The 14,375-nt window shown below is 55.8% G+C and carries 10 protein-coding genes; 7 read left to right on the forward strand and 3 right to left on the reverse strand.

What is annotated here, in order from left to right; all coding sequences use genetic code 11:
• The first annotated feature begins 5 nt into the window (after window positions 1–5).
• The gene (locus L2097_RS13400) at window positions 6–2,162 is read left to right on the forward strand and encodes a PA5441 family protein (RefSeq protein ID WP_250353007.1); all 2,157 of its coding nucleotides are present in this window, start codon (window positions 6–8) and stop codon (window positions 2,160–2,162) included.
• Complete coding sequence (locus L2097_RS13405; protein WP_250353008.1) at window positions 2,132–2,833, forward strand: DUF3142 domain-containing protein; 702 nt, start codon at window positions 2,132–2,134, stop codon at window positions 2,831–2,833. The genes L2097_RS13400 and L2097_RS13405 overlap by 31 nt, the downstream gene beginning before the upstream one ends.
• Here the strand turns inward: L2097_RS13405 and cueR are convergent.
• On the reverse strand, window positions 2,817–3,239 hold the full coding sequence (gene cueR, locus L2097_RS13410) for a Cu(I)-responsive transcriptional regulator (RefSeq protein WP_250353009.1): 423 nt from the start codon (window positions 3,237–3,239) through the stop codon (window positions 2,817–2,819). The two genes, L2097_RS13405 and cueR, sit on opposite strands and share 17 nt — an antisense overlap.
• Window positions 3,240–3,347: 108 nt before the next feature.
• On the opposite strand from cueR, the gene copA reads away from it, so the two are divergent.
• From copA to ybaK, 3 genes are all read left to right on the forward strand, one after another.
• On the forward strand, window positions 3,348–5,849 hold the full coding sequence (gene copA / locus L2097_RS13415; RefSeq protein WP_250353010.1) for a copper-exporting P-type ATPase CopA: 2,502 nt from the start codon (window positions 3,348–3,350) through the stop codon (window positions 5,847–5,849).
• An 84-nt stretch (window positions 5,850–5,933) separates the two neighbouring features.
• Window positions 5,934–6,734, forward strand: coding sequence for a TraB/GumN family protein (locus tag L2097_RS13420; protein WP_085006954.1), 801 nt, complete (start codon window positions 5,934–5,936; stop codon window positions 6,732–6,734).
• A gap of 186 nt (window positions 6,735–6,920) precedes the next feature.
• Window positions 6,921–7,400, forward strand: coding sequence for a Cys-tRNA(Pro)/Cys-tRNA(Cys) deacylase YbaK (ybaK, locus tag L2097_RS13425; RefSeq protein WP_085006955.1), 480 nt, complete (start codon window positions 6,921–6,923; stop codon window positions 7,398–7,400).
• 447 nt (window positions 7,401–7,847) lie between these two features.
• Here ybaK and ushA read toward each other — a convergent pair whose 3' ends face one another.
• A complete protein-coding gene (ushA, locus tag L2097_RS13430) occupies window positions 7,848–9,500 on the reverse strand; it encodes a bifunctional UDP-sugar hydrolase/5'-nucleotidase UshA (protein WP_085006956.1) in 1,653 nt (550 codons plus the stop codon).
• A 168-nt stretch (window positions 9,501–9,668) separates the two neighbouring features.
• Between ushA and L2097_RS13435 the strand changes: the two genes are divergently transcribed.
• Window positions 9,669–10,889: an MFS transporter gene (locus L2097_RS13435; protein ID WP_047371537.1), complete on the forward strand. Its 1,221-nt coding sequence runs from the start codon at window positions 9,669–9,671 to the stop codon at window positions 10,887–10,889.
• Window positions 10,890–11,121: 232 nt separating this feature from the next.
• Entirely contained in the window at window positions 11,122–12,798 is a 1,677-nt protein-coding gene (gene ybaL, locus L2097_RS13440; RefSeq protein WP_047371538.1) for a YbaL family putative K(+) efflux transporter, read from the forward strand.
• A 171-nt stretch (window positions 12,799–12,969) separates the two neighbouring features.
• Here ybaL and L2097_RS13445 read toward each other — a convergent pair whose 3' ends face one another.
• Window positions 12,970–14,274 (reverse strand): inosine/guanosine kinase, encoded by a 1,305-nt coding sequence (locus L2097_RS13445; RefSeq protein WP_085006968.1) that lies wholly within the window; start codon window positions 14,272–14,274, stop codon window positions 12,970–12,972.
• Between the last annotated feature and the right edge of the window lie 101 nt (window positions 14,275–14,375).

Below are 14,375 nucleotides of genomic sequence, written 5' to 3' on the forward strand. Positions count from 1 at the left end.
GAACGATGGTGAAAAAAAGCCACCTCACGCTGGGCCTGTGCCTCTCATTTGCCGCCAGCAGCGCTGCGCTGGCATCTATGGATATGGATTCTTGTGCCTGGGCAAGCCCGGGCTGTTTTCTGATCAGCCCGCCAGTTCTTGGCGTGGCAAACGACACCCGCGATAACCTGCTGCGACTGCTGGATGAGCAAAAAGGCTTTTCGTCCCTGCGCCAGCCTGTCCCGACGGATATCACCCGCAGCCGGGATTTCTATTTCGGCATGCATATGCTGGATTACGATCCCCCGGTGGATGACGACACAGATACGACATCCGGCGAGGATCCCCTCAGCCAGCAAATCGCAACCCTGGGCCTTGATGCCGAAGCCATCACGCATCTGACGGCGCTACAGGACGAAAACGAAAACCGCTTTGTATCGCTGAACACTGATACGCTGTCTGACTTCTTCGCCGCGCTGATTGCCGATACGTCTCTTACCCCCGAGCTGCGCCAGACGCTGGCGAAGACGCGTCTGCTTGTCGATGGCAGCAGCAATGCCCAGGATGAACTTAACAAGCTCAGCGTACCGGAAGGCTCCGCCGCCGCGTTTCGCGACTATTTGCAGGCCGCCAATCAATTTTACGCCGGGAATTACACCGACGCGGGACAGCGCTTTGCCGCCCTTAGCACGAACCCGCAGCCGTGGATCGCCGAAACCGCCAGCTACATGCTGATGCGTAATGCGCTCAACGCCAGCAGTGAGAATGCCAACGGCGAATACGGTGATTTCGACGTCACTAAAGTGGATAAGACCCTGGCGCAACAGGCGCGGGACGGCGCGAATAACTACCTCAAAAAATGGCCGCAGGGAAAATACGCCGACTCGACGCAGGGGCTGCTGCGTCGTATCAACTGGTATTTGCAGGACTGGAACACCCTGGCAACACTCTATGAACACATACTGCCGCAGGTTGGCGACAGCGATGCGCTGAGCGCCCTGATTAACGAAAGCGATAACAAGCTGCTCAGTAAAGACCTCACCTGGGGAGACGGCTATTTTCTGAGTGCGCCCGATGCGTCGCTGCTGACCTTCATCCAGACGCTAAGGCTGATGCGCGATACGCAGTGCGAAAATCACAATCATTGTGTCGATCAGGCGTATCTCGACGGCCTCAAAGCCGATTTCGAGAAAAACAAGCGTGCCGACCTGTGGAACTATTTGCGCCTGATGCTGGCTTACGACAAACAGGATTACGCGACGGTGGTAAAAGACATTACCCCGGCACAAAACCTGCCCGAGCACAATATTCTCGCGTTTAGCGAACAGGCGCTGTACGGCGATGCGCTGATGGGCCAGAAGCAATGGGATGCCGCACGCGATCACTGGTTGCATCTGCTGGATCTCAGCAAAGATGCGGAGCAGCAGCAACTGCTCCAGGCAAAGCTGGCGGCTACGCTGGTCAACAGCAATGCGCTGGATAAAATTTTCGCGCCGGATAGCCGGATAACCAACCTGCGCTATCGTTCACTGGTGCTGAAAACCAAAGCCTCGCCTGACCTGCTACGTCAGCAGGCGAGTAAGGGGCCGAACAACGAAGAACGCACCATTGCCCTGCATACCTTGCTGACACAGGATCTGGCACAGGGCCACTATGCTGACTGGTTGCAGGATAAATCCCTGCTCACGGCCATTACAGCCGCCATTCCCGGCGAAGCGTTTGACGATGTGGATGTCAGCGTCTTTCGATGGACAGGCACAGACCCGGAAAAAGCCTATGCCTGCGCCTCACTAAACGAGACCGTTGGTGTGCTGAGTAAAAATCCTCAGGATAGCCATGCCCTTAACTGCCTGGGCGAGTTTTTTCGTACCACACAAACCGAAATCAGCCTGGCGAAAGACCGTGGCGGCAACGATGCGCTTGATGTCGCCACCCGGCAGGATGATTTTTCCGGGAAACCACATCGTCTGGCATGGTACCAACAGGTGATTAACGACGCGAAAGCAGAACCGGAAGACAAAAGCTATGCGCTTTACCGCGCGGTGATGTGCTATGCGCCATCGGGCTACAACGATTGCGGCGGCGAGGATGTTGATAAAGCCGTGCGTAAAGCCTGGTTCCAGCAACTCAAGCGCGATTATCCGGGAAGTGTATGGGCGAAAAGCCTCAAGTATTACTGGTGATCGCGTTTATCAGTTCCCTGTTTATGTCTGTGGCAAATGCCGCAGACGGGCAGGATTTCTGGTTATGGTCGGGTGTCAAAACAGGCGCTGCGCTGCGCGACGCCCGCACCGTCTATCTGCACCAGGGCGATGTGATTACCCTCTCAGGCACCGCCGTATTTGAGCGCAAAGGATTGCCGGTTAGCCGCCTGACGTTTCCCCAAATCTGGCTGACCGTGCGCCTGACGACGCTCGATGTTTCCGATGAGATGCTGGCGCGCCTGAACCGTCTGTTGCTGCGCTGGCAGGCCGCCGGAAACAATGTGGCAGGTCTGCAGATTGATTTTGATGCCGCAACGCACCGCCTCGATCATTACGCGCAGTTTCTGCACCGGCTGCGGGAAATCCTCTCGCCGCAGTTTGCGCTGGGGGTCACGGGCCTGCTGGACTGGGCGAAAACCGGCAGTGTGAAAACGCTGAACGCCCTGCCGGTGGATGAACTGGTGGTACAAAGCTATCAGGGTCGCAATACCGTAGAAGATTACACAGCCTACCTTCCGGCGCTGGCCGGATTACGCATCCCGTTTAAAATCGGACGCGTGCAAAACGGCGTCTGGGATCCGCATGAGGAACAGCGCCTTGCCGCCTCGCCATGGTATCGCGGCACGGTGATCTTTATGCTGAACCCTTAGCATGTGCCCGGTGGTGGCAGCAGCCGGAGAGATTATCAATAATCGGGCAATCGGCGCTGTCATCCCCAGGGCAGGATTCCGCCAACGATATGAGCTGCTTACGCATCGCTTCCAGTTCGACAATATGACGCTCAATTTCCGCCACTTTTTGCAGCGTACGGGCTTTGACATCCGCGCTGTGACGGGCCGGATCGTTAAACAGATTCACCAGTTCGCCACACTCTTCGAGGTTGAATCCCACCTGGCGTGCCTGGCGTAGCAGTGTCAATTCATTGATGTGTTGCTGCGTGTAGCTGCGGTAGCCGTTTTCCCCGCGCAGCGGCGGCGTCACCAGCCCTTTATCTTCATAAAAGCGAATCGCTTTGCTGGTTAATCCGGTCTTTTTCGCCACAATACTGATATTCACATTCCCCCCTTGACCTTCCCCTTGATGGAAGGTTTAACCTGTAACACAGTTAGTACATGTGATTAATCAGGTCAATCTTTATACGACCTATCATACAGGAAATTAATTATGTCTCACATTACAGAGCTGGAGCTGGACGGGCTGTCCTGCGGCCACTGCGTTAAACGCGTTAAAGAGAGCCTGGAACAACGTGCTGATGTTGAGCAGGCAGACGTTACCCTCACCCATGCGCAAATCACCGGCAGCGCCGATGCCGCTGCGCTTATCGATACCATTAAACAAGCCGGGTACGGAGCGAGCATTAGCCACCCAAAGGCTAAACCGCTGGCAGAGTCATCAACCCCGTCGGAAGCACTGACAGCGGCCACCTCTGAGCTTCCGGCAACGGATGACCTTGATGACAGCCAGCAGCTGTTAATCAATGGCATGAGTTGCGCCAGCTGTGTCTCCCGCGTACAGAAAGCGCTACAGGCGGTTCCGGGCGTCACACAGGCACGGGTTAATCTGGCGGAGCGCACTGCGCTGGTGATGGGTAGCGCCTCCGCACAGGCCCTGGTGAGCGCCGTCGAAGGCGCCGGTTACGGCGCGGAAGCCATTGAAGACGATATAAAACGTCGCGAACGTCAGCAGGAAACGGCCATTGCCACCATGAAACGTTTTCGCTGGCAGGCCATCGTCGCCCTGCTGGTCGGCGTACCGGTGATGGTCTGGGGGATGGTGGGTGACAACATGATGGTCACCGACGCTAACCGCGCGCTATGGCTGTTTATTGGCGTGCTGACGCTGGGCGTAATGATTGTCGCGGGCGGCCACTTTTACCGTAGCGCATGGAAAAGCCTGACCAACGGCACGGCCACCATGGATACGCTGGTGGCGCTCGGTACCGGTGCGGCCTGGCTTTACTCGATGAGCGTAAATATCTGGCCGCAGTGGTTCCCGATGGAAGCGCGCCATCTCTATTATGAAGCCAGTGCGATGATCATCGGTCTGATCAACCTCGGCCATATGCTGGAAGCGCGCGCGCGTCAGCGCTCCTCAAAAGCGCTGGAAAAATTACTCGATCTGACGCCCCCCACCGCCCGTGTAGTGACCGACGAGGGCGAGAAAACCCTGCCCCTCGCCGAAGTTCACCCCGGCATGACGCTGCGCTTAACCACCGGCGATCGGGTGCCTGTCGATGGGCAAATCAGCCAGGGTGAGGCCTGGTTTGATGAAGCCATGCTGACGGGCGAACCCATTCCGCAGGAAAAAAGCATTGGCGATGCCGTGCACGCCGGAACGGTGGTGCAGGACGGTAGTGTGCTGTTTACCGCCAGCGCGGTGGGCAGTCAGACAACGCTATCGCGCATTATTCGCATGGTGCGTCAGGCACAAAGCAGCAAACCGGAAATCGGCCAACTGGCGGATAAAATTTCGGCGGTGTTTGTGCCCGTCGTGGTGGCGATAGCCCTGCTGAGCGGCGCTATCTGGTATTTCTTCGGTCCGGCGCCGCAAATCGTCTATACGCTGGTGATCACCACCACGGTGCTGATTATCGCCTGCCCCTGTGCGTTAGGGCTGGCAACGCCGATGTCGATTATTTCGGGCGTGGGTCGTGCGGCGGAGTTTGGCGTACTGGTGCGTGATGCCGACGCGCTGCAACGGGCCAGCGCTCTCGATACGCTGGTGTTTGATAAAACCGGCACCCTGACACGCGGCAAACCGCAAGTGGTGGCCATCAAAACGGCGAATGGCTTTACCGAACATCAGGCTCTGCGCTTTGCCGCCGCGCTGGAACAAGGCTCAAGCCACCCGCTGGCGCATGCTATCCTCGAAAAAACAGGCGAGGAGAGACTGCCGAGCGTGCAGAACTTCCGCACATTGCGCGGCCTTGGCGTGAGCGGCGAAGCAGAAGGCAGTAGCTTACTGCTTGGCAATCAGGCGCTGCTGTCACAACAGCAGGTCACCGTACGCGAACTGGAAGACGAGATGGCATCACAGGCCGCACAAGGGGCAACCCCCGTCCTGCTGGCTGTTGATGGGAAAGTTGCCGCGCTGCTTGCCATTCGCGATCCGCTGCGAGAGGACAGTGTCAGCGCCCTTCAACGCCTGCATCGTGCCGGGTATCGCCTGGTGATGCTCACCGGAGATAACCCCACAACGGCGAAAGCCATCGCAAAAGAAGCCGGGATTGATGAGGTGATTGCCGGCGTTTTACCGGATGGTAAGGCTGACGCCATTGCGAAATTGCAGCGCGAAGGCCGCCGGGTGGCGATGGTCGGCGACGGCATTAACGATGCTCCGGCGCTTGCTCAGGCGGATGTTGGTATCGCCATGGGCGGCGGGAGTGATGTCGCGATTGAAACCGCCGCCATCACCCTGATGCGCCACAGCCTGACGGGCGTTGCGGACGCGCTGGCGATTTCGAAAGCGACACTGCGCAACATGAAGCAAAACCTGCTTGGTGCCTTTGTCTACAACTCGCTAGGCATTCCCATTGCCGCCGGGATCTTATGGCCACTGACGGGAACCCTGCTTAACCCGGTGGTGGCGGGTGCCGCCATGGCGCTCTCCTCCATTACCGTGGTGAGCAATGCCAACCGCCTGCTGCGCTTTACGCCAAAAGACTAACCGCTGCCGCCCCGCCATCCGGCGGGGCAATTGCACCTTTCTCCCCTACGCGCTAGCATGGCGTTTTCATTTCAGGAAGCGCGCATGGGCCTGTTTGACTGGTTAAAAAGCTTTTTTCGCACGCGCCGTTATCCATGGCCCGCTGTCGATATTACGTTGTCGGGCAATCGTCATCTGCATCTGATTGGCAGCATCCATATGGGTACCCAGGGAATGTCTCCCCTGCCCGCCCGACTGCTGCAAAAACTGCGCAAAGCCGATGCGCTGATTGTCGAAGCCGATGTCGCCAGCGGCGGTTCACCCTTTGTCGATATCCCCGATAGCCCGCCGCTGTCAGAACGCCTTAGCCCTGAGCTCCTCATCCAGTTAAGAGAGACTATCGAAGGTCTTGATCTGTCGCAGGATGAATTCGAGACGCGTCCCGCCTGGCATATCGCCCTGGTGTTACAGGCAGTGCAGGCACAGCGGCTGGGCCTTCGCCCCGACTACGGCATCGATTACCAGTTGCTACAGGCCGCACGTCAGTTCTCAACACCAGTGATTGAACTGGAAGGTACGGAGAATCAGGTCGCTATTTTGCGCCAGCTGGCGGATGGCGGTCTTGAACTGTTACAGGATACGCTGACCCACTGGCGTGAAAATGCGCGCCTGCTTCAGGTCATGATGAGCTGGTGGCTGGAATCGCCACCCACCCGTGAGCCGCTGTCGCTACCGTCAACGTTCAGTCAGTCGCTGCATGATGTGCTGATGCATCAGCGTAACCGCGCCTGGTGTGAACGACTGCTGGCACTGCCACCAGGGCGTTATGTGGTCGCCGCAGGCGCACTGCATTTGTACGGTGAAGGGAATTTGCCGTCGCTGTTAGCGCAAAAAAATGGCCAATAAGATTATTGGCCCGTCAAAGAGGAATTTCAGTTTTTATAGTTATACCGAAGCTCGTGCTTCGGACTAGCGGATTGTCGCTCAAACTTTTCGTCACTGCCAATACTATTGCGCAAGATAGTACTATTTTTGCGTGATAAATCGGGCGTAAGCTGGGCGCGTGAAATCACTGTGGTTTGAAGGATTGCTATGACTCCCGCCGTTAAGTTGTTAGAAAAAAACAAGGTTCCTTTCCAGATACATACCTATGACCACGATCCAAACGAGACAAATTTTGGAGACGAAGTGGTGCGAAAACTTGGTCTGAACGCCGATCAGGTATACAAAACGCTGCTGGTTGCGGTCAATGGCGATATGAAGCATCTGGCCGTTGCGGTGACGCCGGTTGCCGGTCAACTGGATCTGAAAAAAGTCGCGAAAGCATTGGGCGCGAAGAAGGTAGACATGGCCGACCCGATGGTGGCGCAGCGTACAACCGGTTATCTGGTAGGCGGTATCAGCCCACTGGGGCAGAAGAAACGTTTGCCCACATTGATTGACGCCCCTTCACAGGAATTCGCCACGATCTTTGTCTCGGGCGGCAAACGCGGGCTGGATATTGAACTGGCGGCGAGCGATCTGGCAAAAATGCTGGACGCGAAGTTTGCCGATATCGCCCGCCGGGATTAACGATGCAGCGCAGGTGTTTCCCTCACCCCGCCCTCGCCCTGAGGGCTGAGGAATCCCGGTAATATTACGTTTTACAGCGGTAACACCGCATAATGAGAATAAAACCGTTACAGCGATGACAGGGTCCGGCTGAAAATCGATGAGGCGTTGACGGCTGACCGGGGCCGCCCGCAGGGACGCGGGCGGAGGGGATAGCCTGCAAGGACGCAGGCTGGTCCCCGACCCGAAAGTCAGACGGCATAAGACGAATGGACCGCGCCAGCGGCGATTTTCCTGGCCGGGAGCCCGGGTCGCCAGGGTGGTGGCGGTGAGCCACCCTGGCACGTTCACGGGTTCTGTCGCGATAGAAAAGCAAGGAACATACGGTGAACGGAATGACCACCAGAGCCGCATTTTCCCACTCACCCTGGCCTCTTCCTCAGGGAGAAGGCCTGGGTGAGGGCAACATTACTGCCAGCTCACCTCACCCTTCGGCTCGTAAGCCCCCGCATCCAGCGGCGAGTTCTGCTCAATAAATTGCTTGAGCACCTCGGCATCAATAAAGCCGGTATTCACGTATCCCGGTTTATTATCAATGCGCGGATAGCCATCGCCACCGGTGGCGTTAAAGCTTAACGTTGCCAGACGGTAGGTTTTACCCGGATCGATAGCCTCACCTTTGATTTTCAGGTCGCTCAGTACGCCGTTCTTCGCCACAAACCCGACATTGGCAAACTGCGGATAAGCCCCTGAGTCCGGCTTCATTTTCGCTACCGCAGTGAGATAGTCCGCCAGCTCTTTACCGCTCATATCCGCATAGACCAGGGTGTTGCCAAATGGCTGAACTTTCAGCACATCTTTATAGGTAATGTCACCCTCTTCGATGGAATCACGCACACCGCCGCCGCTCATCACCGCCAGGTCAGCATTGGTACGCGCCATCTGCCCGGCCAGAATCAGACGCGCCAGGTTGGTCTGGACAAAGCGGACTTTACTGCGGTCGCCTTCGAGGTGGCCGTTGGTATTGCCGATTTTGACCTCCAGCTGCGCTTTTCCTTTATTCTGGAAAGGCGTCAGCAGGGAGAGCATTTGCTGGTTTTCCTGAATTTCCGGGGTATAGAGTACGCGCTCACTCTTGCCGTTATCGTAAGTGATCTTCTTCTTGAGGTTCACCGGAATCAGTTGATAACGCACCAGCTTCATTTCGCCATTGCGAAACTCAAAGTCTGCACGCCCCACGTACTTGCCCCATTCGTGGGCCTGAACAATCCAGATACCATTCTGCTGATCCGGCGCACAGGGCGTACCCGGAACGTAATTCACCTGCTTTTTATTCTCCGAAGCCATACACACCGGGTCCTGTGAGTGACCACCCACAATCATCGCCAGCGATCCGGCCGGGAGACTTCGCGCCATTTCTACATCGCCCGGCGCATTGGAACCATGCTCACCATTGTCATAGTGCCCCATATGGGTGGTGGCAAGAATGACGTCCGGTTTCTGGGTTTGTTGCAGCTCTTCAATCACCAGCTTTGCTTCGTCGGCCGGTTTGCGAAACTCGATATCCGTGAAATACTCGGGATTACCGATTTTTGCCGTGTCATCGGTGGTTAAACCGATCACGGCAATTTTCAGCCCTTGCCTGTCAAAAATCATCCACGGTTTAAAAAGACGCTCACCGGTACTTTTCTGGTAGATGTTGGCGGAAAGGAACGGGAATTTGGCCCACTTTTCCTGCTGGCGCAGCACGCTCATCGGGTTATCAAATTCGTGATTGCCCACGGCCATGGCGTCATAGCCAATCAGGTTCATGCCGCGAAAGTCAGGTTCCGCGTCCTGCAGGTCGGATTCCGGTACACCGGTATTGATGTCGCCGCCGGAAAGCAGCAGGACGCTGCCGCCTTCTGCCGCTACCTCTTTGCGAATACCGTCCACCAGCGTTTTTTGTGCAGATAGGCCATATTCGCCATAGTCGTTGCGCCAGAAGTGGCCGTGATGATCGTTGGTATGAAGGATGGTTATCTTATACGTTTTGTCCTGCTCATAGGCCTGAGCCGAACCACTTGCCAGCGTAAAGGCGGCCAGCAGCGCCAGCACCATGCTCTTTTTTAACAATTTCATGCTTCTCTCCCTGATTCATTAACAAACGCAAAAGTACTGTGCCCGGAAAGAATAGACAAATAAGTTTTCAGAATTGCGACTTCCTTCAAACCTTATCCGCAGGTATGTTAGCCAGATAACTATTTCAGTTCTGACAATTCTTACATCGCTAAACCTGACAGAGTATTTATGGCAATCAGTGAAACTCCTCAGCCACTGACCCCGTCTTCCGGGGCAGTCCCTAAGGCTCGCACCGCCTTTGGCATCCTTGGTGCGATTAGCGTTTCCCATCTGCTTAACGATATGATCCAGTCGCTGATTCTGGCGATTTATCCCTTGTTGCAAAATGAATTTTCCCTCTCATTTTTACAGATTGGGATGATAACCCTGACCTTTCAGTTGTCGTCATCATTGCTACAGCCGATCGTCGGTTACTGGACGGATAAGCATCCGATGCCCTGGTCGCTTCCCATCGGCATGTGCTTTACTCTCAGCGGTCTGGTCCTGCTGGCGCTGTCGGGAAGCTTTGAAACGGTGCTGATCGCCGCCGCACTTGTCGGGACGGGGTCGTCGGTGTTTCATCCGGAATCCTCACGCGTGGCGCGTATGGCTTCCGGCGGGCGTCACGGGCTGGCGCAGTCTATCTTCCAGGTCGGCGGGAATTTCGGCAGCTCGCTGGGTCCTCTGCTGGCGGCCATTATCATAGCCCCTTACGGCAAAGGTAATGTTGCCTGGTTCGTGCTCGCGGCGCTGCTGGCTATCGTGGTACTGGCGCAGGTGAGCCGCTGGTATGCCGCGCAGCACCGGGTGAACAAGGGGAAAAAAGCAGCGACGATAATTAATCCGCTGCCGCGCAATAAGGTGATTCTGGCGGTTTGCATTCTGTTAGTGCTGATTTTCTCGAAATATTTCTATATGGCGAGCATCAGTAGCTATTTCACCTTCTATCTGATGCATAAGTTCGATTTATCCATCCAGAATGCGCAGATTCACCTGTTTATCTTCTTGTTTGCCGTCGCAGCCGGCACCGTGATTGGCGGGCCTGTCGGCGATAAGATCGGGCGAAAATATGTCATTTGGGGCTCTATCCTCGGTGTTGCGCCTTTTACCCTCCTTTTACCCTATGCAACGTTGTTCTGGACGGGGGTACTGACGGTGATCATTGGCTTTGTGCTGGCCTCCGCGTTTTCCGCCATTCTGGTGTACGCGCAGGAGCTGCTTCCTGGGCGTATCGGCATGGTTTCCGGGCTGTTTTTTGGTTTTGCCTTCGGGATGGGAGGCCTTGGCGCGGCAGTACTTGGGGTCGTTGCCGACCATACCAGTATCGATCTGGTCTATAAAATCTGTGCTTACCTGCCATTACTGGGGATATTGACCATATTCCTGCCCGATAATCGCCATAAAGCATGATTTCTCTCTGGCCAAAGCCTGGCTTTGGCCCCCTTCTTCTCAGTCAAATATGCACTTACAACGGGATCTCTGCTCTCTATGGCCGGGTTGCCGTTTAATTTCGCCCAACGTGCCATTTTCTTCAGAATTCAACGATTATTCATAAACACAATGGTTAAAATTGTCATAAACTGTAACCTGGGTTTTGGTTAATCAACCAAAATGGATCCACGCATTAACGAAAGGAGACGGAATGCATCACGCCACACCGCTTATCACCACCATTGTCGGCGGGCTTGTTCTCGCTTTTATCCTCGGCATGCTTGCCAATAAACTTCGAATTTCTCCTCTGGTGGGTTATCTGTTAGCGGGTGTGCTGGCCGGACCTTTTACCCCTGGTTTCGTTGCCGATACTAAGCTGGCGCCGGAACTGGCGGAGCTGGGTGTGATCCTGCTGATGTTTGGCGTGGGGCTGCATTTCTCTTTAAAGGACTTGATGGCGGTAAAGTCCATCGCCATTCCCGGAGCGATAGCGCAAATCGCCGTCGCCACGCTTCTGGGTATGGCGCTCTCCGCAACATTAGGCTGGTCGCTGATGACCGGCATTGTGTTTGGGCTGTGTCTCTCGACTGCCAGTACCGTGGTGCTGCTGCGCGCGCTTGAGGAGCGGCAACTCATTGACAGCCAGCGCGGACAAATCGCCATCGGCTGGCTGATTGTCGAAGACCTGGTGATGGTTCTGACGCTGGTTCTGTTGCCCGCCGTTGCCGGAATGATGGAAAAAGGCAACGTGGGGCTGGCGACGCTGGCCCTCGATATGGGCATCACCATCGGCAAAGTGGTCGCCTTTATCGCCATTATGATGCTGGTGGGCCGGCGTCTGGTCCCCTGGATCATGGCGCGTAGCGCGGCAACGGGATCGCGCGAACTCTTTACTCTTTCGGTTCTGGCACTGGCTCTCGGTATCGCTTTCGGGGCGGTCGAACTTTTTGATGTCTCCTTCGCGCTGGGCGCCTTCTTTGCCGGGATGGTATTGAACGAGTCAGAGCTGAGCCACCGCGCCGCACACGATACCTTGCCGCTGCGCGATGCCTTCGCGGTGCTCTTCTTTGTCTCCGTCGGCATGCTCTTTGACCCCATGGTGCTGTTTAATCAGCCACTGGCGGTGCTGGCCACGCTGGCAATTATCATTTTCGGTAAATCGGTTGCTGCGTTTTTCCTGGTACGCCTGTTCGGTCACTCGCCGCGTACGGCCCTGACTATCGCCGCCAGTCTGGCGCAGATTGGCGAATTTGCTTTTATCCTCGCCGGGCTGGGTATGGCGCTGGATTTACTGCCCCAGGCAGGGCAAAACCTGGTGCTCGCAGGGGCAATCCTCTCCATTATGCTGAACCCGGTACTGTTCACGCTGCTGGAAAAATACCTCGATAAAACCGAAACGCTGGAAGAGCAAACCCTGGAGGAGGCTATCGAGGAAGAGAAGCAGATCCCGGTGGATATTTGCAATCACGCGCTGCTGGTTGGCTTTGGTCGTGTCGGCAGCCTGTTAGGCGAGAAGTTGATGGCCCAGGGGATTCCGCTGGTGGTGATTGAGACATCGCGTACCCGTGTGGATGAACTGCGCGAGCGTGGCATTCGCGCCGTGCTGGGGAATGCAGCCAACGAGGAGATCATGAATCTCGCGCATCTGGATTGCGCCCGCTGGCTGCTGCTGACGATTCCGAACGGCTATGAAGCGGGTGAGATTGTCGCAACGGCGCGAGAAAAGTGTCCGAACATCGAGATTATCGCCCGCGCCCATTATGACGACGAAGTGGAATACATTGTCGAACGTGGGGCAAACCAGGTGGTGATGGGTGAGCGGGAAATTGCGAATACCATGCTGACATTGCTTGAGAAGCCGCCAGTCGTTGAGTCAATGACCGGGTAAAGGTCCGTGCGGCCTGATGCCCTCACCCAGGCCCTCTCCCACGGGGGGAGGGAAACGATCGAGCTCGCATTTTTGTGAGGCTCCCTCTCCCCTCTACGATCGGGCACCGAACCCGTAGCCCGGATAAGCGCCAGCGCCATCCGGGAAACCATGCAACAATTTAACTCAACGTTACCGCGACCAGTACGACTCTTCCAGACTGTCTTCACGCTCCGGCAGCCCGCGGGACAAACGAGGCGCATGCTGGTTCAACACCTGATAGCTCACACGGTTGGCATATTTACAGACCTGCGCCAGCGACGAGTAAGTCAGCCAGGTAAACTGATGCTTACTGGAGTTTGGCACATTGATACGGTGGTAATTGTTGGCAGTGATATCATGCAACAAGGCCGCCAGCGCGCCATCTCCCGCCCCGTTGGTATTCATGATTTTTTCCGGGCCGCCCATGTACGGGGCAATATGCGAATAAATGCGCAACGGCTGCTGGCAATCTTTATGGCGCATCGCGCGGCTGAATTCATACTGATTAAATTCGGCGATAGCCCCTGGCAATAAAGGATGCTGCGTCTTGCGTTTTGCTTCATCTTCGGTAAACCCGGCCATATACAGCCCCACCGGACCTGCGGTACACAGCACCAGATCAACCCAATCCAGCGCCTTATCCGAGGCCAACAGCGGATCGCTTTCTCCGGTTAACGCCTGCGCCTCTTCTTCATTCATCGCCAGAATGGAGACGTGCTCTTTCAGGAAGTTTTGCCACCACTGCGGGTTATCCGCTATCACATATTTCGTGCCGAGCGTCAGCACGACCGGAACGTTGTGCTTTTTAGCGTAAGCCACGGCCTGCATGGTGGCTTCCGGCATCGGCTCACCCGGATTACAACGCACCAGGTAAGAGGTCAGCACCAGGGCGGAGGCACCAGCGATAACCGATTCAGGAATACTTTCCGGACGCAATTGATTCATATGACCGGGACTAATGGCGAACGTACGCTCACCCGACTCGCTGATAAGCGTAAAGCAGCGGCCAATTGCGCCGTCTACGCCTTGCAGATAGTTCAGGTCGGTACGACTTGAGGTATTGCACAGGTAGCGATAGGCATAGCTACCAATCTGAATATTGCTGCACATCACCCCCAGTAACACCGAGCGGTCATCCGCCAGCACCGAGTAGTTGTGCATGGTATTGCCAATGGTGCCGCCCGCAAACTGGTGGGTAATTAAGTTTTCACGCACCAGTTCCTGATACAACGCCTCGGCCACATCGTCTGCAATCACCAGAGAGTGGCCGGCGCTCAGACCGTAACGGGCGATAAACGCATCATCCACTTTCGCTTCGATATCCACCAGCGTCTGGTCAATGCCAACCACCCAGGAGGCACTTGCTTCATTCTCTGGCTGAATTTGCTGCAATAACGGATCGCGGGCGTTAACAGGAAAATAGTGTTTAGATTTACGTTTACCGGGAAATTTCATGGTCATCGTTACGGGTGAGGATTGGGCCAGGAATGGTAGCACATTCCCTGCCTCTCGCGATCGGCATTACACCGCAGACATGTTCAATATCGGCTACGCAG

It is taken from the genome of Citrobacter sp. MNAZ 1397, from assembly GCF_023613995.1.
Taxonomy (GTDB): domain Bacteria; phylum Pseudomonadota; class Gammaproteobacteria; order Enterobacterales; family Enterobacteriaceae; genus Phytobacter; species Phytobacter ursingii.

Coding starts and splice junctions, on each gene's coding strand:
- L2097_RS13400 (WP_250353007.1), top strand. CDS start 6: ATGGTGAAAAAAAGCCACCTCACGCTGGGCCTGTGCCTCTCATTTGCC.
- L2097_RS13405 (WP_250353008.1), top strand. CDS start 2,132: ATGGGCGAAAAGCCTCAAGTATTACTGGTGATCGCGTTTATCAGTTCC.
- copA (WP_250353010.1), top strand. CDS start 3,348: ATGTCTCACATTACAGAGCTGGAGCTGGACGGGCTGTCCTGCGGCCAC.
- L2097_RS13420 (WP_085006954.1), top strand. CDS start 5,934: ATGGGCCTGTTTGACTGGTTAAAAAGCTTTTTTCGCACGCGCCGTTAT.
- ybaK (WP_085006955.1), top strand. CDS start 6,921: ATGACTCCCGCCGTTAAGTTGTTAGAAAAAAACAAGGTTCCTTTCCAG.
- ushA (WP_085006956.1), bottom strand. CDS start 9,500: ATGAAATTGTTAAAAAAGAGCATGGTGCTGGCGCTGCTGGCCGCCTTT.
- L2097_RS13435 (WP_047371537.1), top strand. CDS start 9,669: ATGGCAATCAGTGAAACTCCTCAGCCACTGACCCCGTCTTCCGGGGCA.
- ybaL (WP_047371538.1), top strand. CDS start 11,122: ATGCATCACGCCACACCGCTTATCACCACCATTGTCGGCGGGCTTGTT.
- L2097_RS13445 (WP_085006968.1), bottom strand. CDS start 14,274: ATGAAATTTCCCGGTAAACGTAAATCTAAACACTATTTTCCTGTTAAC.